Origin of the sequence: Flavobacterium sp., from assembly GCF_036759525.1 — a bacterium.
GTDB lineage: Bacteria > Bacteroidota > Bacteroidia > Flavobacteriales > Flavobacteriaceae > Flavobacterium.
The window spans coordinates 288302-313953 of record NZ_DAIOUN010000002.1; the positions used below are offsets into that span (position 1 = coordinate 288302).

Sequence of the window (25652 nt, forward strand, 5' to 3'; positions counted from 1 at the left end):
GCTATGAAAAATATTTTAAAATCAATTTCTCTTTTTCTGTTGACACTCTTTGTATTTGTGAGTTGTCAGGATGATGATGCCAAATTTGGTGCAATCATCAATCCGGAAAGTATTCAAATCATTACTGAAATTCAAGGGCAAGATGCCGAAAATCCCAATGGAGATGGTTCCGGAATTGTTACATTTAGAGTAACAGCACAAGGTGCTACCAACTATAAATTTTATTTTAGCGATGGAACCAATGCGAATGCCCCAAGTGGGATTTACACCAAACGATTTACTCAAAATGGCACCAATACCTATGAAGTAAGTTTGGTGGTTAGTGGAACTGCCGGAGTTTCAACCAGTACAACATTTGAGGTTACTGTATTTAGTAATTTTACAGATGATGAGGCTGTGAGCTTTTTAACAGGTGGAAGTACAAAAAGATGGTATTGGTCTGCCTCTGAGCCCGGTCATTTAGGTGTTGGTGAAAACAGCACAAATCCGGATAACAATTTTAGACCTAATTATTACAGTGCAGCTCCTTTTGAAAAAGCAGGTTCTCCAGAGAGTAGCTGTTTGTATGAAACAGAAATGACGTTTAGTTTGGATGCCAATGGAACTCTTAAATTTAGTAATAACAACGGTGGAAGAACTTTCTTTAATGCGGCATATAACAGCGTTGGTGGCGGTGGCGGAGGTTCAGACTTGTGTTTGCCTTTTGATGTATCCGGAGAGAAAACCGTGTTATTAGGGCCCTCAGAATCTATATTGATGACCACAAATTTAGATAAAACCAGAGGCACTAGTATGACTTTTTCTGATGGCGGCTTTATGGGGTATTACATAGGTCAAAGCACTTATGAAATATTATCCATCACTGAGAACAGAATGATTGTAAGAGCTGTACCCGGAAATGATGCCGGATTAGCTTGGTACCATATTTTTACTACAACTCCTGTAAACGAACAAGGCTCCGGTGGAGGTGGAAATGATGATTTCACAAATCTGATTTGGGCAGATGAATTTGATACCAATGGGGCTCCAAACCCTTCAAATTGGGGTTACGATATTGGTGCCGGTGGCTGGGGTAATGGTGAAGCACAATACTACACCAGCAGTAGTGAGAACATCATTGTTCAAGATGGAGTATTGAGAATTACTGCGAAAGCTCAAAACTTTATGGGATCGAATTATACATCGGCTCGTATCAAAACCGAAGGTAAATTTGATTTTACTTATGGTAAAGTAGAAGTTAGAGCCAAATTGCCTGTTGGGGGTGGTACTTGGCCGGCAGCATGGATGCTTGGAGCAAATTTTGCTCAAGTTTCATGGCCAACTTGTGGTGAAATTGACATCATGGAACACAAAGGAAATCAGCCGGGAGTTATTCACGGATCATTACACTTTCCCGGAAATTCGGGAGGAAATGCGGTAACAAATACTACTACGGTTTCTAATGTTTCTTCTGAATTCCATGTCTACTCTGTGATTTGGAACGCAAACACCATTCGATTCTTTGTTGACGGGCAGTTATACCAAACATTCAATAACAACCCTTCACTCCCATTTAACGCAGATTTCTTCTTGATATTAAACGTTGCAATGGGTGGAACTTTTGGTGGTTCTATAGATCCTGCATTTACCCAATCTAGTATGGAAGTAGATTATGTAAGAGTGTATCAATAAAAGTAGTACAATTGGTTTAAGTTTTAAAAAAGGCTTGTATTGCAAGCCTTTTTGTACTTCTAACTTAACTTAAAAAAAATAAAATGAAATTATCCTATTCAAAATATTTCATATTCCTTTTGGTATGGATACTCCATTCTTGCTCAAACAAGTCTACCAAAAGTAACTCATCTCAAAATTTTGAATCCCAAATTGACTCGGTTATGAGTTTGATGACTCTCGAAGAAAAAGTAGGCCAAATGAATCAATATAACGGATTTTGGGATGCCACAGGTCCAACACCCAAAGAAGGTCAAGCTGCTATCAAATACGAACACTTAAAAAAAGGTTGGGTTGGATCTATGCTCAACGTAAAAGGTGTTAAAGAAGTAAGAGCTCTTCAAAAAATTGCTGTAGAAGAAACACGCTTGGGTATTCCTCTTCTATTTGGTTTTGATGTTGTACACGGATACAAAACTATAAGTCCGATACCTCTGGCAGAAGCAGCCAGTTGGGATTTGGAAGCCATTAAAAAATCGGCAGAAATTGCAGCAGCAGAAGCAGCCTCCACCGGATTAAACTGGACGTTTGCACCCATGGTTGATATATCAAGAGACGCACGTTGGGGACGTGTCATGGAAGGTGCCGGTGAAGACCCCTATTTGGGAAGTCAAATTGCTGTAGCACGTGTAAAAGGTTTTCAAGGTGACGATTTGTCTAATGAATTTACTTTGGCTGCTTGTACCAAACATTTTGCTGCCTATGGCTTTGCAGAAGCCGGAAGAGATTACAATACTGTAGATATCAGCCACAATACATTGCACAATGTTATTTTGCCTCCTTTTAAAGCTACAGTAGATGCCGGAGTTCGAACGTTTATGAATGCGTTTAATGAACTTGACGGAATACCTGCTACCGGAAACTCTTACCTTCAAAGAGATCTTTTAAAAAAAGAATGGAATTTTGACGGATTTGTAGTCTCTGATTGGGGTTCTATGGCCGAAATGATTGCTCATGGGTATGCAGAAGATTTAAAAGATGCGGCTCAGAAAGCAGCCAATACTGGTTCTGATATGGATATGGAATCTTCGGGTTTTGTTGAGCATTTGGTAACACTAGTAAAAGAAAACAAAGTAAAAGAAAGTGATATAGATGATGCCGTACGAAGAATACTTAGAGTAAAATTTGAATTGGGTCTGTTTGAAAATCCTTATAAATATTGTGATGAAAAAAGAGAGGCTGAAACCATTGGCAAGCCCGAATTTCACAAGACAGTTTTAGATATGGCTAAAAAGTCAATCGTTTTACTTAAAAATCAAAACAACTTATTGCCATTGTCAAAATCCGGTCAAAAAATTGCCGTTATTGGTGCATTGGCAGATGACAAAACCAGTCCTTTAGGAAGTTGGAGAATTGGAGCAGATGATGGAACAGCGGTATCTGTTTTGGAAGGATTGAAAAAATATCCCGACAATACTATCGTTTACGAAAAAGGAGCCGATGTTGCTCTAGGAGAACCTAAATTCATTCAAGAAACCAAAATTAACACGACTGATAAAAGCGGATTTCCTAAAGCGATTCAAGCTGCAAAAAATGCTGATGTTGTAATTATGGTATTGGGTGAACATGGTTTGCAATCCGGTGAAGGAAGAAGCCGAACTGACTTAGGTTTACCCGGAGTACAACAAGAGCTATTGGAAACCATTTATAAAGTGAATCCTAATATTGTCTTGGTTTTAACAAACGGAAGACCATTGGCTATTGAATGGGCCGATAAAAACATTCCGGCAATCCTTGAAACCTGGCATTTAGGTACTCAAAGCGGACATGCCATAGCACAAGTTTTGTATGGTGACTACAATCCAAGTGGTAAACTACCAATGACATTCCCTAGAAATGTTGGACAAGTTCCTATTTATTATAACTATAAAAATACAGGTAGACCCTCGGCCAATGAACCGGAAAGTGTTTTTTGGTCCCATTATATCGATAGTGAAAACACTCCTCTTTATCCGTTTGGTCACGGTTTGAGTTACACAACTTTTCGCTACTCGAATTTAAAACTTGATTCGAATACCTTGAAAAAGAATGGAAAAATTACCGTTTCGTTTGACCTTACCAATACTGGAAAAGTGGAAGGCAAAGAGGTGGCTCAGCTTTATATTAGAGATTTGGTAGCAAGTGTTACCAGACCTGTTAGAGAGTTAAAGGGTTTTGAACTTGTTTCTCTTAAACCCGGTGAAACCCAAAAAGTGTCATTTACTATAGACGAAAAAACCTTAGAATTTTATTCTGCCAATCAAAAATGGGAAGCCGAACCCGGAAAATTTAATTTATTTATTGGTGGAAGTTCTTACACTTCTTTAGAAGCCCAATTTAAATACGAATAAGATGAAAAAAATCTTTTTACTTGCACTTAGTGTAACAATATTGGCATTTGGACAAACCGAAGGAAAAAAATTAGTTTGGATTGAAGACTTTAATGGTACTCAATTGGATGAGAAAATTTGGAACTTTGAACTCGGTGACGGTTGCCCTAATCTATGTGGGTGGGGAAATAATGAGAGACAGATCTACACCCAAAATAATCATGTTGTAAATGAGGGTATGCTCACCATTACAGCCAAAAAAGAAGCCCATCAGTATACCTCAACTCGAATTACAACAGCTGCTAAAGTTGAATTTAAGTACGGATATATTGAAACTCGAGCTAAAATTCCGGTTGGTCACGGAATATGGCCCGCATTTTGGATGCTAGGGTCCAATATAAAAACAGTTGGTTGGCCTTTGTGTGGTGAGATAGATATTTTAGAATATGTGGGAAAAGAACCTCAAATGATATTTACTTCCTTACATACTCAAGCCAGCCATGGAAATACGATAAATACTAAAAAAACCAAAATTGAATCAATAGAAGAAGGTTTCCATACCTATGGTGTGGATTGGACTTCTGAGAAAATGGACTTTTATGTTGATGGTAAAGTGGTATATACTTTTCATCCTAAAGACAAAAGCGAAGCCGTATGGCCCTTCAATCAGCCCTTTTATTTTATTCTTAATGTGGCAATTGGAGGAAATTTTGGGGGGCCAAAAGTAGATGATTCCCTATTCCCTCAAGAATTTATCATTGACTACATCAAAGTTTATCAATAAAAAAAGTTCCTCAAATGAGGAACTTTTTTTAATGTGGTAATTTGTTTTTGAACAAACCATATACAAATGTTCCCAAAACTGCACCAAACAAAACCAAAGCTACGTTATAAAAACCGGCACCTAGAAGAATAAAAATTGGTCCGGGGCAAGCTCCTACCAATCCCCAACCTAATCCAAACAATGTACCACCCATCCAATAGCGTATATTACCACTCTCTTTATCTAAAATTTCAATTGGTAAACCATCCGTATCCTTTACTTTTTTTCTCTTTATAAATTGAATCCCAATTATACCTGTGATAATGGCTACTCCAATTATTCCATACATATGAAACGATTGAAAATGAAACATTTCATAAATGCGATACCAAGAAACCGCTTCGGCTTTTGTAAGTACAATTCCAAATAAGAGACCAACTAAAAAAAACTTAACTAATTTCATTGCTTAAAAAATTAAAGGTAAAATAAAGTGAGCCATAAGTAGTCCTCCTATGAAAAATCCAATAACAGCTTTTAATGAAGGAAGCTGTAAATTGCTCAATCCGGAAATAGCATGACCCGAAGTACAACCGCCTGCATACCGGCTTCCAAATCCAATCAAAAAACCACCCAAAATTAAAAGCAAAATGTTTTGAGGTGAGAGATTATTAAAAAGTGCATCGGGTAGCATTTTTCCATTTGGCTCATCAATTTGAAGGCTTTGCAATTGTTCTATGGTTTTAGGATTAAGAGATACATTTGAATCGCTATGCAAAAAATGAACAGCTAAAAATCCCCCAAACATAGCTCCTAAAACAACTACTAAATTCCACCGTTGACTTTTCCAATCCCAATCAAAAAAAGGAACATATTTACCCATACCTGTCATTGCACATAACGAACGTAAATTGGATGACATACCAAAAGTTTTTCCAAAATAAATGAGTAAAAGCATGACCGCACCAATAAGAAAACCGGATATAGACCAATGCCAAGTTTGTGAAAGATATTCCATACTATTATTTTTAAGCAAAAATAGAGTTTGTAATTGGTTCTAACAAATCAAAAAAGAAGTTCATATTCACAAAAAAAATGTACTTTTGGAGTATAAAAAACCATAGAAATGAAGAAATTCATCGCTTTAACTTGTTTTCTTATTTTCGGTACTTTATGCTCTTGTATAAGTACCCGAAACACCATAAAAAATATAGATGAGAGTGCCCCAGCTCCCCTACTCAACTCTAAAAACACTTTTGTTTTGACCGAGACGAGTACCGACCCAAAATACGGTTATGACAAAGATTATCCCATCAACATTTTCTATATTTCAACGGTAAATGATACCATCAATCAAGAACGTTTTCTAAAAGCTCTAGCCGGACCCAATGGTGAAAAAATATCCTATTCGAAACTGGAAAGTTGTTGTCCGTTTCCAACAAAAAGAAGTGATATGGGAGCCGGATTTTTGGATGTATATGAAATTTTTTGGGAAGGAGCATCAAAACCCCTTCGATTGTATTTTAACATCTATGAAAAAGGGAGATTACTCATACCTAAAGGGTTAACTGCTAAAAAAGAAGAGTAACTTGGGTTACATTAAGTACATAAAAAATTTGTACTTTTGCACTTTAAAAAACCGTTATGGATATTACTAAAATACCTCAAATTAAACATACTAACAGTGGAAACTTCTTTGTTTTAGCTGGACCATGTGCCATTGAAGGCGAAGATATGGCTCTTCGTATTGCAGAACGTTTGGTTCAAATAACCGATAAATTGGAAATCCCATACGTGTTCAAAGGCTCATTTAAAAAAGCCAATCGATCTCGAATTGATAGTTTTTCAGGAATAGGAGATGAAAAAGCTTTGAAGATTCTTCAAAAAGTTTCGCAAACTTTTGGTATCCCCACAATTACAGACATTCATACTAATGAAGATGCTCCAATGGCAGCTGAATATGTTAATATTTTACAAATTCCAGCCTTTTTAGTGCGTCAAACAGATTTGGTTGTTGCTGCTGCAAAAACCGGTAAAACGGTAAACTTAAAAAAAGGGCAATTTATGAGTCCGGAAAGTATGAAACATGCCGTACAAAAAGTATTGGATTGCCAAAATGAAAATGTAATGGTTACCGATCGTGGGACTATGTTTGGTTATCAAGATATGATAGTCGATTTTAGAGGAATTCCAACCATGAAACAATTTGCCACCACGGTATTGGATGTCACTCACTCTTTGCAACAACCCAATCAAATGTCTGGAGTTACCGGCGGTCGTCCAGATATGATCGAAACAATTGCCAAGGCTGGTATTGTAACCGGTGTTGATGGTATTTTCATTGAAACCCATTTTGATCCGGCCAATGCCAAAAGTGATGGAGCCAATATGTTGCATTTGGATTATTTTGAAAATTTAATGACCAAACTCGTAGCCATCCGAAAAACTATTAATCAATTCTAATTTCATCTCATTTAATTTTAGTACCGTGAAAAATCAATCACTTTTGATTGTGCTCTTTTTTTGTGTTTTTTTTCAAGACCTATCAGCCCAAGATAATTCAATAAATCCCGAAAAATACACTACTCATAACAAAGGAAAATTTTATATCTATTGGGGAGGAAATCGAGAAACTTTTTCCAAATCGGATATTCGTTTCAAAGGTTCCGATTACGATTTTACCCTCTACAATGTTTCCGCTCATGATAAACCCAAAGGTTGGCATTGCGATTACATCAATCCACTACGAATGACGATTCCTCAAACCAATTTACGCATTGGTTATTTCATTAGTGACAAATACAATATTTCAATAGGTGTAGACCACATGAAATATGTAATGTTTCAAGACCGTGCTGTAGATTACACAGGGTTTTATCCTAATCAAGGTAGTTATGGAGAAACACTTCCAAATGGTCAAATCTTGTTAACTGAAGATTTTCTAACCTTTGAACATACCGATGGTTTAAACTATGTGAATACTGAAATTTCACGAGTAGATGATATTTCAAAATGGTTTAAAATTGCGAATACAGATAAAATTCAAATCAATGTTACAGAAGGACTTGGAGGTGGTATTCTATATCCTAAAACCAATACTAAATTATTAGGCAAAGACCGCTACGACGAATTTCACATTTCGGGTTACGGACTATCAGCTAAAGCCGGATTGAATGTAACTTTTTTTAAATATTTCTTTATTCAAGGGGAGTTAAAAGGAGGTTATATCAACATGAATGATATTCGAACAACACAAAGTAAATCCGACCGAGCTGAGCAAGATTTTTGGTTTTTTCAAAAGATATTGGTAGTTGGCGGAATCTTTAGGATTTAATAAAGTGTCTTAGCTTCATGAATGACCTCTTTCAAAATCTTCACGTTTATTTCATCTATTGAAAAAAAACGTAAGGATTTAAATGTATTCCTTTTTTCTCCAACCAAATGTGCCACATGTTGTTGAAGTTCATAGCCTTTATTGAAAGCTAAATCAACATACCTCCCCTTGTGACTTGCATTTAAAAAACAAAAAGGTTTATTATTCAAATAGTAATAAGGAACATTCCATTTGAAAAACAAAACAGCTTGCGGTAGCTCTTTTTCGATTACCACTTGCAAATTGAGAAGAATTTCTCTGTATAATTCGGGTTGATTTAGAATGTAATCCTCTGCCGGTTTCATCCTTCAAAAATAAACTAAAAAATATTTGGTTATAAAATTTTTTCTTTTATACTTTGCAACTCAAAGTACTTTAAAATGGAAAACGAGAAATACCTCAACGATCTTGCCGAAATTAAAAATTTGATGAATCGCTCCTCACGCTTTTTATCACTAAGTGGACTATCTGGAGTTCTAGCCGGAACCTACGCTTTAATAGGAGCTTGGTTGGCCTACAAAACGATTTACTTTGACACTTCATCATTGGGTGCATATAAAAATTTGGTAATTTCAAAAGAGGCGGTAATTAAACTCTTATGGATTGCAGCTACTGTAGCAACGCTTTCCATAGTAACCGGTATTTTATTAAGTATTCAAAAAGCAAAAAAAAATAACGAAACCCTATGGAATAGTACAACCAGAAGAATGGTGATTAATTTTCTAATTCCATTGGTAACCGGTGGAATTTTCATTTTATTTCTTATAGAGAAAGAAATGTTAGGTTTAATTGCTCCTCTCACATTAATTTTTTATGGATTAGCCTGTGTGAATGCGAGTAAATACACTATTGGAGGGGTTCGTTATTTGGGAATCACCTTTATAGTATTAGGCTTGTTGTGTACCTGGTTTTTAGGATATGGGTTGTTATTCTGGTCAATAGGTTTTGGTGTATGCCACATTTTATATGGTAGTATAATGTATTTTAAATATGAACGAAACTAGATTTTTAAATTTTTTAAATTTTATAAATCTGTATTCCAAAAAAAATAATTTCCTTTTCTTTACCAAATGAAAAACATTATACAAAATATCAACAAAGCCTTTGACCATCGCATCCGACTGGGCATCATGTCGATATTAATGGTGAATGAAAGTGCCGATTTTAACACACTAAAAGAATTGTTGGGTGTAACCGATGGTAATCTTGCTTCCCACGCCAAAGCCTTAGAATTAGAGGAATATATTTCTATTGAAAAACAATTTATAGGTAAAAAACCCAACACGAGTTACAAAGCTACAAAACTTGGAAAAAAAGCCTTTCGAGATCATATAGATGCCCTCGAAAAATTAATCAAAAAAAACTAAACTATTTTTTTAATCATAAACTTTGAAATCCAAAGTACTTTTAAATATGAAAACAATCCATTTTTATCTTCAAACCAAAAAGAGAGAATTTCTTGTTCTTTCCGTTCTTTCTTTATTCTGCTTAAGTCTATTAATCATTCGAGCAAAAGCTTCAAACAGTATTTTTTTCTTCTTTTTAATATGGAATTTGTTTTTGGGTTTTCTCCCCTATTGCATTAGTCAAATGCTATTATTTTCATTACGAATAAGAGAAAATCGATGGTATAGAATCTTTGGATTACTAATTTGGTTACTATTTCTTCCCAATTCATTTTATCTATTAACCGATTTTTTTCATTTGAATAAATTCAATTCGGTGCCGGTTTGGTTTGACCTTATGGTAGTTAGCTCTTTTTCTCTGACCGGTTTTTTGTTTGGTATTTTTTCACTTTTTACCATCGAAAAGTTACTCTGTAATCATTATACAGAAAGCATTTCAAAAATTATTCTTCTCACTAGTCTCTATTTAACTGCATTCGGAATTTACTTGGGAAGATACCTTCGTTTCAATAGTTGGGATGTGCTTTCCAATCCGATTGACTTGATGAATTCTTGTATCAACTCACTTTTTATCAGAGATGTTCAGAATTTCACATTGGGATTCGGAACGTTTTTAGGGGTTATCTATTTTGTAGCTACCTCAATGAAAAAAATGGAAACAAATAATCTGAAAATTAAATAATCTATATGATGACTCAAAAGAACTATGCTACCGTTACAGGAAAACTTTCCACACAAATTGCCCTTGTATCCTTTGCGTTAGGAACACTCCTTTTTTCATTACATCAAATATTTCCACAAGAAGATTTAATTTTTGTTCTGGGTTTCTTTTACGTGCTTACTGCCTTGTTAGTCAACGGTGTTGTTTTACTTAATCTCATTCATCATTTTATTTTCTTTCATAATCATCGAGACTATTTTGGGGTAAAAATTCTAATTGTATTGGCTAATATTCCTATAGCAGCACTTTTTTTTTATTTAACCATTAATCACATCAATCTTTTAAACTTTTAAACCTTTAAACTTAAAAATCATGGAAAAACAAACCAATTTCTTTCAGTCCAACACTGCAAAAATCATCATGGTTGGCTTTTTAACACTCATTTTATTGATTCCCCTTCAATTTGTCAAAAGTTTGATTGAAGAACGTTCCGTCCGTCAAAAAGAAGTGGTGTCTGAAACCTCCGAAAAATGGGGCGAAGCCATTTACTTTTATGGTCCTATTTTGAAAATTCCGTATAAACAAACTAGTGAAGTAATTGAATATGATGCTAAAACCAATGTTCAGGTAAAAAAATACGTTACCGAGACTAAATTAGCCTATTTCTTCCCTGAAGAACTAAAAAACACCACCGATGTCACGATTGTGAAACCCCTGCAACGCAGTTTATATAAGTCGAATGTATTTAATGCCCAAATGGATTTTACGGGAAGCTATGTTTTTCCCAACTTTAAAATCAATTCGATTGCAGATGAAAATATCTTATGGGACAAAGCCACAATACAGATTCGAACTACCAATTTAAAAAGTATTAAAAGTCAGGTGAATTTGAAACTAGGAGATTCTGTCTACCGTTTTGAGCCCACTCAAAATAAGCAAAACGATTCAATGTCCACGTTAGAAACCGGTTTGGTGAATTTGCAATCGCTTCAGGAGAACAAAAAGCAAAACTTTACGTTCAACATCAATTACAACGGAAGTAAAATGATTCACTTTGCCCCCATTGGTAAAACAACTTCGGCAAAGATGACTTCCAATTGGCCATCTCCGAGTTTTTCAGGTAATTTTTTACCCAATGACAAAAACAAAAAAATTAATGCTAAAGGTTTTGAAGCGGAATGGGAAGTATTGCACCTCAACCGACCTTTTCCACAACAATCATTTGAAACATTACCAAATGTGAAACCGCATGCTTTTGGTGTCGATTTTATTACAACTGTAGATGAATACCAACAAAATGAGCGAGCTTCGAAATACGGATTTTTGGTGATTGGACTAACGTTTTTAATTTTTTTCCTCATTCAAAGCATCAGCAAAATCAACATTCATATTTTTCAGTATTCGATGATTGGTTTGGCCTTGATTATGTTTTATACGTTACTGATTTCGATTACGGAACACAGTAGTTTCACTTTGGCATATGTAGTAGCCGGGATTTCAGTAATTGTTTTGATTTCGCTCTACTCGATTTCGATTTTAAAGAATAAAAAGTTTCCAGCTTTTATTGGCATTTCGCTCACCTTTTTATACACGTTTATTTTTGTAATCATTCAAATGGAAGATTATGCGTTGTTGGTAGGTAGCATCGGTTTGTTCTTGATTTTAGCCGCCGTGATGTATTTTTCTAGGAAGATTGATTGGGGAGCGGGGAATTAGATTGTTTTTTTAAACCATTAAGAAATTAAGTTTCATTAAGCTTGCTTGGTGAGGTTGATTTCTTGATGGTTTTTTGTGTTATTGATAAATTGGTATAAATAACAAAACCCGACAATCACTTGCCGGGTTTTAATTAGATATAAAATTATCTTAATGTCCACCAGATACTTTTTTATCGAAATCGATTCCTTGTGCTTTTAAAATGCCGCTTACTCGCCACGCATAAAAAGCGAGGTAAGCAAAACAAATTACTCCAACAATGTAACTAAATTGAATATGTGTTGAATCTGCAACCATACCTTGCAGCCAACTTACAATTCCACCCCCCATAATCATCATAATTAAGAAATTACTCCCTTGGTTGGTGTTTTTACCCAAACCACTGATGGCTAATGTGAATATACACGGCCATAACGTACTACAGAATAATCCAACACTTGTAAATGCATAAACGCTCACCATACCGGATGTAAACATTCCAATTAATAAAGCCGTTATTCCTAGAGTTGAAAAAATTAGCAACATTCTGGCTGGATTTCCTTTACTAGCAATATCCGCAGCAATTAAAACTACAATGACTAACGCATACACATAAAAAGGAGTTAAATCGTGTTTTGCAATTGCATTAACCAATAAGAACACACCAAAAGCTAGATAGGGTGCTAAAAATTTTAATATTTTTTCCATACTTGCCGAAGCATTAAAAGCCTCTACGGCACCTGTCCAACGACCAATCATCAAACTGGCCCAATACAAAGAAATGTAAGGGGCAATATCTTTGGTTTCGAAACCTAACTTTGATTGCATATAATCCGGCAAATTACTTGCTGTAGATACTTCTACTCCAACATATACAAATATTCCAATCATTCCTAAAATCAATTGCGGATAGTGTAGAGCTGATTTTCTGGAGGATTTAACATCTTCTGCTACCTCAACAACAGTTTCCGGTTGATCTGGTAAAGATGAAAATTTCAAAAAGATGGCTACCAAAATAAAAGCAGCTCCTAAAATCAAATACGGAATTTTTACACTTTCGATACTCACATCGGTATTAGCTGATGCCGCAGAACCAAAAATGGCAAAGCTCACAATTAGAGGTCCAATTGTGGTTCCAAAATTATTGATTCCACCTGCCATGGTTAATCGTTGTGAGCCAGTAGAAATTGGCCCTAAAGCAATAGCAAGCGGATTCGCAACTGTTTGTTGCAATGAAAATCCGAGTCCAACAATAAACAACCCAGAAAGCATTAAAGGGAAAGAACCATTGTTTGCAGCCGGGTAAAACAATAAAGTACCCAAAGCAGATATGGTCAAACCTAAAGCTAAGGCATTCTTGTACCCTATTCGGTTGATGATATCGCCTTTTGTCAAATAGGAAATTCCCATATAAATCAAGGAACCTACAGTATATGCTACATAAAATGCAACAGATACCAATTGACTCTGGCCTTGGGTTAAATCGAATGCTTTCTTGAAAACAGGTATTAAAATATCGTTACTGGCAGCTACAAATCCCCAAAAGAAAAAGACGGTTACTAAGGGAATAAATTGGGACCATTTGGTTTGTTGATCTGTACTCATGTTTTAGTGGGTTAAATGGTTAATTGTGAGATAATTTTATAAACTTAATATACATAAATCTTAAAAAATCAAAGGGTTTTATACAAAACTGTTAATTTTTAATTGAAATATTTTCTAAATATACATTTATGTCAAAATCAAAATACATTTTCTAACAAATAGTTATCAACGAAAACGTTTTCACAACTGTATTTTATTTAAAATTACAACGTTTGCGTTAATTGAAAACGAGGGATCAATCGGCTTTTTTTACTTCACTTCGTGGTCCAATACCATTATTATTAAAGGCTTCAATTTGAAAATAATAAACATCAGAGCGATCTAATCCATTAAAATAGTACTCATTTTTTCCGTATACCATTATGGAGCCATATAATTTATCAGGTGATTTACCAAAATAGATTACGTAGCCATCAGCCGAAGGCTCTTGTTGCCATTTAAACCACACATTTCGTCTTTCGCCTTTAACTTTTGGAGCTGAACGTAAAGGAATAAAATTTTGTACTTCTTTAGGCTTTTCACCCGAACCTTTTCCAAAAATTCTGAAACCGCTCAATGCAAACTTTCCGGTGGGCATGGCGTGATTTTCCAATTTCACATATCGGGCTTTAATTGGACTTTGAAATTCAATATACTCATGCGGAACATCTTTGGTACTTTTGCTTTTGTCCCAAATAATTTTCCAATTTTTACCATCGTTTGACGCATACAAAATGTATTGATGACCTTTAGAATTATCGGGTTTTCCCATAAATTCAACATCTTGATCGGCATAATTAATTTGAATGGCATAAACGGTACTCATTTCTCCTAAATCTGAAATAATGAATTCTCCTTTTTTTGCGGTTTTTGCACTCCAATAGGTTTTAATGTCTTCATTTACTGCAAAATTTGCCTGAAATCCGCCTAAAGTTGATGATACTCTAACGGGTTTATTGTAGTTTAGCAACATCCATCCTGAAAAATGGTTTGTCAAATGATCTTTATTTTCGGAGGGCAAAAAGGTTGGATAATCGCCATAAGCCGTGTTACTATACATCACTCCGTCCTTATCAAAACCTGCAGGCCAGATACCTATTCGACGTTCGAAGTTATTCTTAACACAAATCCCAATGGTAGAAACATGCCAATACTGTTCTTTGTCGTCTTGATAGGTACCGCCATGACCGGCTCCTCGGGCAAAACCTCCCGGTTTATATGAAAACGGATTATGAGATTGGTATTCAAATGGCCCTAACGGATTGTTTCCAACATAAACCCCATCTGCATAACCACTAAACTCAGTGCCGGGTGCTCCGTATTGCAAATAGTATTTGTTTTGATATTTTGTAACAAAAGCTCCTTCGGTAAAAGGCTGTAAAAAGGTATTGTCGTTATTTTCTCCAAAACGTTCCCAACCATGTTCATCGTCATTTAAAGCCAAAACCGGTACAGGTTCTCCCTCAGGTTGAAACGTTTTTCTATTGAGTTTTAAACCGTACAACGGATATAAATTACTGGAACCATAATACATATACAACTCATCCTTTTCCGAATCCCAAAAAATCTGAGGGTCCCAAGCACCGGCTTGATGCTTGTGAACCAATTCTTTCCAATCGTCTACTTCAGGATTGGTACTCATCCATAGGGGAAATTCTTTTGTATGGGTAGAACCAATTACCAACAGAGTATCATTTACGAAAGATAATGAAGGGGCACACAATTCGTCCCAAACCTTGTGTTCCGGGCGAAGAAATTTTCTTGATACAAATTTCCAATCCAGCATATTGTCGCTGTGCCAATACCCCCATTGGTTGGTTGAAAACAGATAATACTTTCCTTTAAAAAAAGTAATAACCGGATCGGCTGTTGCTCTATGTTTTCCTTGTTGTACAAAGGGTTCAATTGGACAATAACCGTAGTCGATATTTATAGGATTACAATAGGTTTTTTGTTGTCCCCAAAGGGAACTACAGACTAGAATACAAAAGCAAAAAACTATATTTTTCATACTTAGAGGTGTAAAAAAACCCTTCAGAATGACTCCCGAAGGGTTAAAAAAATGAAACATAAAAAAATTATCTAACTAATTCAAACTCTACTTTATTTGATGTAGTTGAATCTGGACCCACAAAAACTTCAAACTTTCCGGGTTCGGATACATACTCTAAATCGAAATTATAAAACTTCAAATCTTCTTCTGAAATTTCAAATTCTACCGTTTGGGTTTGACCTTTCTTGATTTCAACTTTTTGAAAACCTTTTAGTTCCTTTACAGGTCTGGTTATTGAACCCACAACATCTCTGATGTACATTTGCACAATTTCTTTACCATCATAATTACCTGAATTGGTAACATCTACCGAAACTTTGATTGTAGAATTGGTTGAAAGTTTAGCAGATGATATCTTTAAATTGGAATACGTAAATTGTGTGTAACTCAATCCAAATCCAAACGGATAAAGAGGTTCATTTGGAACATCTAAGTAATTGGATCTGAATTTTTCAAAAATTCCTTTATCATTTGCCAAAGGTCTTCCCGTATTTTTGTGATTGTAGTAAATTGGAATTTGTCCTTCATTTCTGGGCCATGTAGCGGTTAATTTACCCGACGGATTGGTATCACCAAATAAAACATCGGCAATGGCCAAACCGGCTTCACTTCCCGGAAACCATACATTCAAAAGGGTAGTCAATTTTGAGGATTCTTCTAGAATTACCAAAGGTCTACCCGTAAAAAGAACTAACACTACCGGTTTTCCCGTTTGAAGTAAAGCCTGAAGCAAATCTTTTTGAGCTTGTGGTATTTGCAAATTTGTTCTACTGCTGGATTCACCGCTCATTTCGGCCGATTCACCCAATGCTGCGATAATAACATCTGCTTTTTGAGCCACCTCTAATGCTTCTTTTAAGAGTTCCTCGGCAGTTCTTTTATCTCTTTGTAAACTTTTTCCAAACATAGTTGCTCTTTCTTCAAAAGCGGCATCGTAGTCCAGATTACTGCCTTTTGCATAAAGTACAGAAGCTTTATCACCCAAAACTTTTTGTAAACCGTCTAATACAGATACAGAACGGCTTTGTTGTGTAGCCACACTCCAGGTTCCAGCCATATTTTCTCTGCTATGAGCTAAAGGTCCAATTAAGGCAATAGTCCCTTTTTTGGAAAGAGGTAATATTTGATCTGAATTTTTTAATAATACTAGAGATTCTGCTGCTACTTTTCGGGCCAATTCTCGATGCTGCGGTGTATAAATATCGCTTTTAGCTCTTGCCTCATTGCAGTTTTTATACGGATCATGAAAAAGTCCTAAATCATATTTTGCTTCAAGAATTCGGGTTACAGCTGCATCTATTTCTTGAATCGTAATTTTTCCTTCTTCAAATGATTTTTTCAGCGTTGTCAAAAACCCTTCTCCAACCATGTCCATATCTATTCCGGCTTTCAAAGCAAGAGCAGAAACTGTTTGCAAATCCCCCAAACCATGATCAGTCATTTCATTAATCCCGGTATAATCAGTCACATTGAATCCTTTAAATTTCCACTGATTACGTAGAACTTCGGTTAAAAGCCATTTGTTTCCGGTTGCCGGGATTCCATCTACTTCATTGAAAGATGCCATAACCGACCCAACTCCGGCATCAACAGCAGCTTTGTAAGGAGGAAAATATTCATTGTACATTCTAATCCGACTCATATCAACTGTGTTGTAGTCTCTCCCTGCTTCGGGAGCCCCATACAAGGCAAAATGCTTAACACAAGCTAGCATAGACGTTGTTTTTCTCAAATCGTTTTGCTGGTACCCATTAACCATAGCTTTGGCAATCTGCATACCTAAATAAGTATCTTCACCAGAACCTTCGGAAACCCTACCCCATCTGGGATCACGCGACAAATCGACCATTGGAGAAAATGTCCAATTAATTCCATCTGCCGTTGCTTCTACAGATGCAATTCGAGCAGTTTGTTGAATTAATCCCATGTCCCAGGTACAAGATAAACCTAAAGGAATTGGGAAAGTAGTTTCATAACCGTGAATAACATCCATACCGAAAATAAGTGGAATTTTTAGTCGGCTTCTTTCTACGGCAATTTTTTGAACTTCCTTAATTTTTGCTACAGATTTTATATTGAATAAACCACCTACCTGACCGTTTTCAATTTTTTTGGCTATATCAGAACTTTTGGCTTGTCCGGTAACAATATCTCCTGAACCCGGGAGGTTGAGTTGACCTATTTTTTCGTCTAAGGTCATTTTGCTTAACAATTGTGGCACAAAAATTTCTTTGGGAGCCAATGTAGGTTGTTCTTTTTTCTTTTGGGCATTTACTGCTGTAGTAACCCCTAAAAAAATGAGTAGTAGGGCAATCGTATTTTTCATAAATTTATTTCTTTACTTGTTGAAACATCCATTGATAAATAGCGGCGTTATTGTATACTCGCGTCCAACTGTCGTGATTGGCATCATCAAAAACAGTTAGTTGAATATCAATACAACAAGGTTTTAATTTTTTGTAAATAGTTGTAGAATAACTCAAATCGACCACATCATCTAATAATCCGTGAAAAATTCGAATTGGGATAGATTTTAGTTTGCAATTTTCAATCATGGGAATGCGATCGACAAATCCGGCAATGGGAACCAATGCCGCAAATGTATCGGGATAGGAAATGGCTAAATTCCATGCTCCCCATGCCCCCATGCTTAATCCGGTTAAATAGATTCTTTGGGTATCTATTGAATTTTGAGAGATGATTTTTTGAATTAATTGATAAAGTGCTTCAGAATCCCAATAGGCATCAATAGGACACTGAGGTGCCAATACAAAGGCATCTAAATCGTTAGTTTTAAGATATTGAAAAGGGCCATGCACCTTAACTTTCTCCAAATCGTTTCCTTTTTCGCCTGAACCATGAAGGAAAATAAGTAATGGCTTTGGGGTATTTGTATTTTTAGGTTTATGCAACAAATAGCCATAGGTTACCTCTTTTTGTACCGTAGTGTGAAACAAGGCAGAAGTGTTTTGACTTTGAAGTGTATTCAAAATCAACAAACTAAGGGCAAGGGTATAAAAATTGTAAAATTTCATTATCTAATTTTAAAATCCATGTTGAGCTGATGCAAAACCTAGGCTTTGTAAACCGGTACGAACTTCGGGAGCTTGCATAAATAAATTCCATAAAAATCCGGTTCGGTAATTTTCAATCATTGGCACAATAGTTCCTTGATCTATGGCCAGATAGGTTTTGGTTACCCAATTGTAATGTGGAGAAAAAGCATCATAGGGTCCGGCTATCCCAACATGTGTATTCTTTTTTTCATCGTACAAATAGCGAAGCACTTTCATTGACTCTGTAGGTGTATACGGAAATGAAGACAAAGCTGCTGTAGGAGTTATGATCCCTCTATCGTTTGTAGGCTTGTGTTCTGAATACCCTAAGGAACCATCGGCATTACGAGTATAACTGGCTGTTAATCCCCAACATTTTTGGCTATATCCATTCCAATTACCCGGATTTGCAACGCAATAATTGTACATGATTTTGGAATGATTTTGAGTAAGCTGCCAATAATTTGCATATTGGTCTGTTAATCCGCGTGGATCTAATCCTAAATAGGAATAATGAGACCAAAACATTGGACCTACATTACCCGGAGAACCATTATAACTGAAAATAACCGGTAAATTGTATTGAATGGACGAATTTTGGATTGCACCATTTCTGGCCCAAGCTTGATGGTAAGCGGTTGCTCCAACCGGATGTGTGGGTGAAGCAGCAGCCATGATATAGGTAATCAAACATTCGTTATAACCTTCCAGTTTGAAGTTCATTTGCCAACCATAATTGGGCGACCAATGCCAATAGAGAGCATTTTCTCCTTTGGTATACCATTGCCAATTTACACCCCTCCAAAGGTTATCTGCCTTTTGAGCTAAAGCTTGTTCTTCTGTTGTTCCGTTTTTAAAATATTCTCTAACACAAATTAAAGCTTGACATAAAAAAGAAGTTTCAACCAAATCACCTCCATTATCCATAGTACCAAAAGGAATAACATTTCCATTGGTTCCATTAATCCAATGAGGCCAAGCTCCATAAAACCGATCGGCATTTTCTAAAAAATTTAAAGCCGTTTGCATTCTAGAAACTACTTGACCTCTGGAAACAAATCCGCGTTCGGCTCCTACTAAAAGTGTCATTAAACCAAATGCAGACCCACCCGTGGTCACGATATCTTTATCATAATCCGGATTGTCAACATGATATCGCTCACGAGCCAATTTTGAATTGGGTTCGGCATAGTCCCAAAAATATTTAAAAGCATCCCGTTGTACTTGGGTAAGCAATTGTTCATCGGTTAGAACTACGGGTGGATTTGTAGGTAAAGGAGTCCCACTAGAATCGGAAACATTTCCGTCTGAACAAGACAAAAAAGAAATTAATATAACCAAACTGTATTTTAAAAACTGAAATAATTTCATAGCTATTGGGACTTCTTTACATTAAAAATATGATTATCTACCATCCTTTTCCAATAAGTACAAGGATCTTATATCTGTATCAGATAAGGCTTTGTTGTATATTCTAAATTCATCAATCATGCCTGTGTAGGGTAGCATCCAGCCATCTGGAGCACCCCAAGGAGCTCCTAAATGTTGTTGAAAACCTCCTAAAATAAAACCTTGCACATTAGAATTTGCCAATGCTCCGAGAGGCTGTCCATCTACATTAGGATCTGAAGTATAACGATTGGACATACCATCCGGAATTACCAACTTTGTACCATCAACATAAATATTGTATTTGGATGTTTCGGCGTTGTAAGACCAGGTTAGGTGTTTCCAAGTACCATACATTCCTTGCAATCTATTATCTCCTGTATGCTCTATCCATTGTCCAGACCAAGGAATGGATGGAGTTACATCTTTTTGAAGATGCACTTTTAACAACATTCTATCCTCTGTAGTTCCTTCTATAAGAACAAAAATATTACCCCAAAAATCGGTTGTTTTTGGTAACATAAATAAACATTGAGCACCACCGGTATGCTGAGTAGTTTTAATCCACATCGATGCCGTAATACTTTGCAAACCGGAAACCGAGCTACTAACATTAGTAAAAGAAGCAAAACCTGAAGTTGAACCTTTGTAAGCGTTTCCTTTTACGCCGTTTTCAAAAGTAGCGTTGGTCACTGCCCCACCGGATAACCCGTTTTTAACGTCTGTTACGTCATTTTCAAAGCTCATTTTAACAACAAGATTATCAGGAGCAATTTCATCCGAGAATTCATACCCTCCAATAGGTTGGTAAGGAATAGGTTCGTTACTGTCTAAATCTTCTTCACATCCGAAGTTGATGAAAACCAAGGATAATGATAAAGCGGCTAAAAATTTATATTTGTTTTTCATTTTTATAATTTTAAGTGATTAGAAGCTTAGAGTAGTTCATTAAAACTACTCTGAGCTTTTTTAGTAATTTGGATTTTGAGCAGATAATCCTCCCGCTTCGTTAATAAATCTTTGTGGTAGAGGAAATAATTCGTGTTTTCCAACAATAAATTGTTTTCCGTGTACAGCAAATGCAGCTTGAGCCTGACCGGTTCTTACCAAATCAAAATATCTATCGTGTTCAAATGCTAATTCTACTCTACGTTCTCTCCAAATTGCAGTTCTTAAATCAACTTGAGAAACCGCTGTAGAGTTAGGTAGATTGGCTCTGTTACGAACTAAGTCCAATTCAGATTTGGCACTTGTTGTATTGCCTAACTCATTGAATGCTTCGGCTCGCATGAGCAACACCTCGGCATATCTCAAATAACGTATGTTCACATTGGTTTCCCAATCCCCTGAGTTTACAGAAGAATAGGCTTTGAAATTATATCTTGGATTTTCTACCGTTAGAGGTACAACGCGACCATCATACAAAGTAGTTCCGGCAAAAATAATAGTTGCATCTCTACGAGTATCACCGGGTTCGTAAGCATTTACCAAACTTTCGGATGGTGTATTGAAGCCCCATCCCCATCCACCGGCACCACGGGCACCTTGGGTAGCAGAATATCCTTGAATTCCTTTGGCTGGATTTCCACCAAAACCTTGTATTTCAAAAATAGACTCTTGGTTATTCTCTCCAGATGTTTTAAAAATTTCGGCATAGCTGGGTGTTAATGCATAACCTGAAACCAAATTGGTGTATTCGATTACTTTATCCCATTTTCTTTGATATAATGATACTTTTGCCAACAAAGTAAGTGCAGCCCCTCTTGATGCTCTCGCAATCTCATTGGCAGGATAGGCACTTTTTTCAGGTAGTACGGCTATAGCATCTGTCAAATCTTGTTCAATAAAAGCATAAATTTCTTCTTTAGATTTACGGGTAAGTTGCATTATACGATCTTCTTCAGAAGAGGGACTTGGAATTTTATTTACCAAGGGAACTCCTCCGTAAATTCGAACTAAATTAAAATACATTACGGCTCTTAAAAATTTAGCTTCTCCAATCAAACGGTTACGCAAACCTTCATTGGCTTGATTTAATTGCGGAATGTAAAATAAAGCTTGGTTGCATCTATTTATACCTTCATATTGAGCTTTAAAAACTTCTTCAACAGAAATACTTGAAGCATTATGAGTTAAATTGTCCAATAAATCTTTATCAGTTCCTGTATCTCCTGGAGACGAACCTTTATCTGCATCATCAGAGGCAATGCTGGTAATTCCATTCCATGAAAATGAACTCATATTCCAATCTAAAAACTTAGAATAAATAGCCGTAACAAAACTTTTGGCACCTTCATCATTGTTGTACAAACTTAGGTCGGCCGTAGAAATAGCTGCCGTTTGGTCTACGTCTAGATAATCGTCACTACAGCCTATTAAGTAAGCCGATGTGATAAAAGTAAATGCATAAATAATCTTTTTCATAGTTTAAAATTTTAAATTAACTCCAAAAACAAACGATTTTACAGTAGGATAGGCATCAATCTCGATACCTTGAGACCCATAAGGGTTACCATCGTTATTTAACTCGGGAGAAAACCCGGAGAATTTTTGAAATATAAATGGGTTGACTGCATTAAAATAAATTCTGGCAGATGATATGTAATCTGAAAATTGAGGTAAAGTATAACCAATTGTAATATTGTTTATTCGGAAGAAATCTGCAGATTCCAAATAGTAAGTAGATGCTATGGGTACTGCATTAAATGGAGCCGGATTTGCAGCATCTGTATTGGTTGGAGTCCAAAAATCGGTTGCTACACTATATTCAATATTTTCACCCGAAAAACGTTGTGCTTTTTTACCGTTGTAAACTTTACCACCTCCGGTACCGTAGGCATCTATTGAAAAATCAATGTTTTTATATTTGGCTCCCAATGACAATCCGTAGTTTACTTTTGGAATAACAGAACCTACAAATTTTCTATCGGCAACTGTTAGTTGATCTTGAGAAACAATTTCTCCATCAGCATTAAAAAATTGCATAGCTCCATTTTCGTCTAAACCGGCATATTCCCACATAAAGAAACTACCTAAAGGTTGTCCGACAGCTTCAAAAGAAAGTAATTTGGTATATTGTCCGTTACCTAAACCACCTCCTTGAGCAAAAGAAACATTAGGATTTGAAATGCTTTCCAAAGTATTTCTATTGTTTGAAATATTTCCTCCTACCCAATACGTGAATGAATCTGTAATTTTATCATCCCATCGAAGAGAGAATTCAACCCCTTTATTACTCACTTCTCCTACATGTCCCGGTGAAGACTGTGAGGTTCCTGCAGTTGTATACGAATCTACAAATAAAATTAAATTTTTGGTCGTTTTATTGTATACATCAAAAGTACCTTTCAACTTATTATTCAAAATTGTAAAGTCAAATCCTCCTGATGTTTCCTCGGTTATTTCCCAACTTAAACCCGGATCAATTTGAGAATTAATTGTGGTACCCGGAAAAATAATACTTCCACCCAAAGTAGCATTAAGATTGGATGTAAAAGCCTGAACATTTAAAGGTACATTTTGATTTCCTAATCTACCCCAACCTCCTCTAACTTTTAGGAAATTAATCACCGAATTATCTGCTAAGAAAGATTCGTTAGTTACAATCCATCCCAAACCAAATGATGGAAAATTCCCCCATCTGAAATCTTTTTGATATTGAGAAGTTCCGTCTCTACGTAGGGTTGCAGTAAGCAAATAGCGATCTTTTAATTTATATTGAGCTCTACCAAAGTAAGACAAAAGTCGGGTTTCATTACTTACTGAATTGGATATCAAATCACTTTCATTTGACGTAGCGAAATCGAGTGCCCAATAATTTGAATTAGCCGGAACGTTGCGTCTGCGAGCACTTAAAAACTCAACAGAGCCTATGGTATTAGTTTCTGTACCAAGTGTAATTTCTACATCGTGGATAGCTGCAAAAACTTTATTGTATGTCAAGAAATTGGCCAAATTCCAATTGAAAAAACTACTTCTGGATTTGGATAATAAGTTAATAGGTGAATTAGGGTCGTATTCCTCTTCTACCCTAGTTGGATCGGCAGCTAACCAAATATTTCTGGAATCTTGAAAATTGTAGTTTTTCCAATTGTTGTATTCTGCTGAAAATTGAGAAGTAAATTTAAAATCGGAATTTATTTTGTAGTTTAAAGCTAGTCCGGCTTGTAAATTAAAATTGCGTTGTTCTTCGTCAAAGAAGTTTAATTGAGCCACCGGATTTCCAACATTATTGAAAGAGGAACCGGTTTCAGATGCAAATCCATCATCACCTACAAAAGGTACTCCGTATTTACCGCTTGGAAAGTAAACGGGAACTATAGGTGATTGTTTGTAAGCGTTTGTAAATGCGGATAAAGGTTTAGGATTGGACTGTGTAATACCGATATTAATATTTTGCTGTAAGGATAATTTATCGGTTATTTTGATATCATTATTGTTTCTCAAAGTAATTCGCTTGTAATCCAATCCATTTAAAATTGCTTTTTCATCATATAAACCGGCACTAAACAAATATTTAATAGTTTTGGTTGAACCGGAAAGTGAAAGATTATTTTGAGTATAAACCCCGGTTCGGGTGATTTCTTTAAACCAGTTGGTATTTACCGGCTGATCTTGTGAAAAGGTAGTTGTACCCAATGCCAAATTGGTATAGTAAGAAAATTTATTACTTCCTGCCATTTTAACCAACTCGAGAGGTGTTCTAAAACCCACAAAACCATCATATTCGATAGTCATTTTTTCACCACTCCCTTTTTTGGTAGTAATCATAATTACCCCATTGGCACCTCTGTTTCCGTATATAGCTAAAACCGATGCGTCTTTGAGTACTTCAAATGAAGTGATGTCGTTAGAGTTTATGTTGTTAATATTATCCATGGGTAAACCATCAACAATATAAAGCGGATTTCTTCCACCCAATGCCGTACCCAAACCTCTGATTACAACACTTGGAGAACTTCCGGGTACGTCGCTACTGGAAACTTGTACACCAGCCGCTTTACCTTGAATCGCTTGAGAAGCATTCAAAACTTTTCGATTATTGACTTCCTCAGAATTTAGTGAAACGATAGAAGCAGTATTGTCAACTTTTTTTCGTGTTCCGTATCCAATAACCACCACATCATCTAAAGTTGTAACTTCTTCTTCCAAAGTTACATCTAAAGTTGAACCACTTACACGTTCAACTTTGGTTTTCATCCCGATCATTCGAAATTCAATTTCTTGACCGTTTTGAGCATTAATACTATATTTTCCATCAAAATCGGTTACCGTGTTGGCAGAGGTTTGCAGTACCCGGACGGTAACACCAGGAAGCGGTAGACCCGAATTGTCTACAACCGTACCTTTAATTTCTTGTGCCATGATGTATAATGGTAAAAACATCATACAAAGCGTTACATAAAAGTTTTTCATTGATTTGTTTAAGTTTGAGTTAACGAGCACTAATATACACACTATAACGATATAGTTGAGTTAAAATAAAGCACTACATTACCACATCAATATATAATATTTATATTTTAAAACATTGATTTTTAAGATTTTAAAAAAACAAATTAAGAGAATAAACACATCAACATCAACTTAACCTGATGTAGTAGTGATGTATTATAAGATTGATAGAAAAAGAATCAAAAAAATAGGATATCGGTAT

The 25652-nt window shown here is 35.9% G+C and carries 22 protein-coding genes; 11 read left to right on the plus strand and 11 right to left on the minus strand.

Features of this window, described 5'->3' with window-relative positions:
• The first annotated feature begins 3 nt into the window (after positions 1–3).
• The 3 genes from V7M80_RS03045 (at position 4) to V7M80_RS03055 (ending at position 4803) form a co-directional block, all read left to right on the plus strand.
• Positions 4–1671, plus strand: a complete 1668-nt coding sequence (locus tag V7M80_RS03045) for a family 16 glycosylhydrolase (RefSeq protein ID WP_333693951.1) — start codon at positions 4–6, stop codon at positions 1669–1671.
• A gap of 83 nt (positions 1672–1754) precedes the next feature.
• Positions 1755–4040, plus strand: coding sequence for a beta-glucosidase BglX (gene bglX / locus V7M80_RS03050; RefSeq protein ID WP_333693953.1), 2286 nt, complete (start codon positions 1755–1757; stop codon positions 4038–4040).
• A 1-nt stretch (position 4041) separates the two neighbouring features.
• The gene (locus tag V7M80_RS03055; protein ID WP_333693954.1) at positions 4042–4803 is read left to right on the plus strand and encodes a glycoside hydrolase family 16 protein; all 762 of its coding nucleotides are present in this window, start codon (positions 4042–4044) and stop codon (positions 4801–4803) included.
• A gap of 28 nt (positions 4804–4831) precedes the next feature.
• On the opposite strand, the gene V7M80_RS03060 is transcribed toward V7M80_RS03055, so the two are convergent.
• Positions 4832–5245, minus strand: coding sequence for a DUF6691 family protein (locus V7M80_RS03060; protein WP_333693956.1), 414 nt, complete (start codon positions 5243–5245; stop codon positions 4832–4834).
• Between the two features lie 3 nt (positions 5246–5248).
• Entirely contained in the window at positions 5249–5797 is a 549-nt protein-coding gene (locus V7M80_RS03065) for a YeeE/YedE family protein (RefSeq protein WP_333693957.1), read from the minus strand.
• Positions 5798–5905: 108 nt separating this feature from the next.
• On the opposite strand from V7M80_RS03065, the gene V7M80_RS03070 reads away from it, so the two are divergent.
• From V7M80_RS03070 to V7M80_RS03080, 3 genes are read left to right on the plus strand one after another with little or no spacing between them, the layout of a single operon-like run.
• Positions 5906–6367, plus strand: a complete 462-nt coding sequence (locus tag V7M80_RS03070; protein ID WP_333693959.1) for a 2-dehydro-3-deoxyphosphooctonate aldolase — start codon at positions 5906–5908, stop codon at positions 6365–6367.
• Positions 6368–6423: 56 nt separating this feature from the next.
• A complete protein-coding gene (gene kdsA / locus V7M80_RS03075) occupies positions 6424–7242 on the plus strand; it encodes a 3-deoxy-8-phosphooctulonate synthase (RefSeq protein WP_333693961.1) in 819 nt (272 codons plus the stop codon).
• Positions 7243–7291: 49 nt separating this feature from the next.
• Positions 7292–8113 carry a hypothetical protein gene (locus V7M80_RS03080; protein ID WP_333694005.1) on the plus strand — a complete coding sequence of 274 codons (822 nt, stop codon included), beginning with the start codon at positions 7292–7294 and terminating at the stop codon, positions 8111–8113.
• Here the strand turns inward: V7M80_RS03080 and V7M80_RS03085 are convergent.
• Positions 8110–8457: a DUF1801 domain-containing protein gene (locus V7M80_RS03085; RefSeq protein WP_333693963.1), complete on the minus strand. Its 348-nt coding sequence runs from the start codon at positions 8455–8457 to the stop codon at positions 8110–8112. The two genes, V7M80_RS03080 and V7M80_RS03085, sit on opposite strands and share 4 nt — an antisense overlap.
• Positions 8458–8532: 75 nt before the next feature.
• Here V7M80_RS03085 and V7M80_RS03090 point away from each other — a divergent pair, with 75 nt between their 5' ends.
• From V7M80_RS03090 to creD, 5 genes are all read left to right on the plus strand, one after another.
• Positions 8533–9156: a hypothetical protein gene (locus V7M80_RS03090; protein ID WP_333693965.1), complete on the plus strand. Its 624-nt coding sequence runs from the start codon at positions 8533–8535 to the stop codon at positions 9154–9156.
• 66 nt (positions 9157–9222) lie between these two features.
• On the plus strand, positions 9223–9519 hold the full coding sequence (locus V7M80_RS03095) for a winged helix-turn-helix domain-containing protein (RefSeq protein ID WP_333693966.1): 297 nt from the start codon (positions 9223–9225) through the stop codon (positions 9517–9519).
• Positions 9520–9565: 46 nt separating this feature from the next.
• Entirely contained in the window at positions 9566–10240 is a 675-nt protein-coding gene (locus V7M80_RS03100; RefSeq protein WP_333693967.1) for a DUF1361 domain-containing protein, read from the plus strand.
• 5 nt (positions 10241–10245) lie between these two features.
• Positions 10246–10572 (plus strand): hypothetical protein, encoded by a 327-nt coding sequence (locus V7M80_RS03105; protein ID WP_333693969.1) that lies wholly within the window; start codon positions 10246–10248, stop codon positions 10570–10572.
• Positions 10573–10591: 19 nt separating this feature from the next.
• Positions 10592–11935 (plus strand): cell envelope integrity protein CreD, encoded by a 1344-nt coding sequence (creD, locus tag V7M80_RS03110; RefSeq protein WP_333693970.1) that lies wholly within the window; start codon positions 10592–10594, stop codon positions 11933–11935.
• Between the two features lie 150 nt (positions 11936–12085).
• Here the strand turns inward: creD and V7M80_RS03115 are convergent, their stop codons facing one another.
• The 8 genes from V7M80_RS03115 to V7M80_RS03150 form a co-directional block, all read right to left on the minus strand.
• Positions 12086–13519 (minus strand): MFS transporter, encoded by a 1434-nt coding sequence (locus V7M80_RS03115; protein ID WP_333693971.1) that lies wholly within the window; start codon positions 13517–13519, stop codon positions 12086–12088.
• Between the two features lie 235 nt (positions 13520–13754).
• Positions 13755–15509, minus strand: a complete 1755-nt coding sequence (locus tag V7M80_RS03120) for a discoidin domain-containing protein (RefSeq protein ID WP_333693972.1) — start codon at positions 15507–15509, stop codon at positions 13755–13757.
• A 67-nt stretch (positions 15510–15576) separates the two neighbouring features.
• Entirely contained in the window at positions 15577–17877 is a 2301-nt protein-coding gene (gene bglX / locus V7M80_RS03125) for a beta-glucosidase BglX (protein ID WP_333693973.1), read from the minus strand.
• A 4-nt stretch (positions 17878–17881) separates the two neighbouring features.
• Positions 17882–18586 (minus strand): dienelactone hydrolase family protein, encoded by a 705-nt coding sequence (locus tag V7M80_RS03130; protein ID WP_333693974.1) that lies wholly within the window; start codon positions 18584–18586, stop codon positions 17882–17884.
• Between the two features lie 9 nt (positions 18587–18595).
• Positions 18596–19978, minus strand: a complete 1383-nt coding sequence (locus V7M80_RS03135) for a glucoamylase family protein (protein WP_333693975.1) — start codon at positions 19976–19978, stop codon at positions 18596–18598.
• A 33-nt stretch (positions 19979–20011) separates the two neighbouring features.
• A complete protein-coding gene (locus V7M80_RS03140; RefSeq protein WP_333693977.1) occupies positions 20012–20905 on the minus strand; it encodes a LamG-like jellyroll fold domain-containing protein in 894 nt (297 codons plus the stop codon).
• Between the two features lie 60 nt (positions 20906–20965).
• A complete protein-coding gene (locus tag V7M80_RS03145) occupies positions 20966–22420 on the minus strand; it encodes a RagB/SusD family nutrient uptake outer membrane protein (RefSeq protein WP_333693979.1) in 1455 nt (484 codons plus the stop codon).
• A 3-nt stretch (positions 22421–22423) separates the two neighbouring features.
• Entirely contained in the window at positions 22424–25411 is a 2988-nt protein-coding gene (locus V7M80_RS03150) for a SusC/RagA family TonB-linked outer membrane protein (RefSeq protein WP_333693981.1), read from the minus strand.
• Between the last annotated feature and the right edge of the window lie 241 nt (positions 25412–25652).

Bases quoted from the DNA above. Each gene is read 5' to 3' on its own strand.
- V7M80_RS03045 (WP_333693951.1), top strand. From the start codon at position 4: ATGAAAAATATTTTAAAATCAATTTCTCTTTTTCTGTTGACACTCTTT.
- bglX (WP_333693953.1), top strand. From the start codon at position 1,755: ATGAAATTATCCTATTCAAAATATTTCATATTCCTTTTGGTATGGATA.
- V7M80_RS03055 (WP_333693954.1), top strand. From the start codon at position 4,042: ATGAAAAAAATCTTTTTACTTGCACTTAGTGTAACAATATTGGCATTT.
- V7M80_RS03060 (WP_333693956.1), bottom strand. From the start codon at position 5,245: ATGAAATTAGTTAAGTTTTTTTTAGTTGGTCTCTTATTTGGAATTGTA.
- V7M80_RS03065 (WP_333693957.1), bottom strand. From the start codon at position 5,797: ATGGAATATCTTTCACAAACTTGGCATTGGTCTATATCCGGTTTTCTT.
- V7M80_RS03070 (WP_333693959.1), top strand. From the start codon at position 5,906: ATGAAGAAATTCATCGCTTTAACTTGTTTTCTTATTTTCGGTACTTTA.
- kdsA (WP_333693961.1), top strand. From the start codon at position 6,424: ATGGATATTACTAAAATACCTCAAATTAAACATACTAACAGTGGAAAC.
- V7M80_RS03085 (WP_333693963.1), bottom strand. From the start codon at position 8,457: ATGAAACCGGCAGAGGATTACATTCTAAATCAACCCGAATTATACAGA.
- V7M80_RS03090 (WP_333693965.1), top strand. From the start codon at position 8,533: ATGGAAAACGAGAAATACCTCAACGATCTTGCCGAAATTAAAAATTTG.
- V7M80_RS03095 (WP_333693966.1), top strand. From the start codon at position 9,223: ATGAAAAACATTATACAAAATATCAACAAAGCCTTTGACCATCGCATC.
- V7M80_RS03100 (WP_333693967.1), top strand. From the start codon at position 9,566: ATGAAAACAATCCATTTTTATCTTCAAACCAAAAAGAGAGAATTTCTT.
- V7M80_RS03105 (WP_333693969.1), top strand. From the start codon at position 10,246: ATGATGACTCAAAAGAACTATGCTACCGTTACAGGAAAACTTTCCACA.
- creD (WP_333693970.1), top strand. From the start codon at position 10,592: ATGGAAAAACAAACCAATTTCTTTCAGTCCAACACTGCAAAAATCATC.
- V7M80_RS03115 (WP_333693971.1), bottom strand. From the start codon at position 13,519: ATGAGTACAGATCAACAAACCAAATGGTCCCAATTTATTCCCTTAGTA.
- V7M80_RS03120 (WP_333693972.1), bottom strand. From the start codon at position 15,509: ATGAAAAATATAGTTTTTTGCTTTTGTATTCTAGTCTGTAGTTCCCTT.
- bglX (WP_333693973.1), bottom strand. From the start codon at position 17,877: ATGAAAAATACGATTGCCCTACTACTCATTTTTTTAGGGGTTACTACA.
- V7M80_RS03130 (WP_333693974.1), bottom strand. From the start codon at position 18,586: ATGAAATTTTACAATTTTTATACCCTTGCCCTTAGTTTGTTGATTTTG.
- V7M80_RS03135 (WP_333693975.1), bottom strand. From the start codon at position 19,978: ATGAAATTATTTCAGTTTTTAAAATACAGTTTGGTTATATTAATTTCT.
- V7M80_RS03140 (WP_333693977.1), bottom strand. From the start codon at position 20,905: ATGAAAAACAAATATAAATTTTTAGCCGCTTTATCATTATCCTTGGTT.
- V7M80_RS03145 (WP_333693979.1), bottom strand. From the start codon at position 22,420: ATGAAAAAGATTATTTATGCATTTACTTTTATCACATCGGCTTACTTA.
- V7M80_RS03150 (WP_333693981.1), bottom strand. From the start codon at position 25,411: ATGAAAAACTTTTATGTAACGCTTTGTATGATGTTTTTACCATTATAC.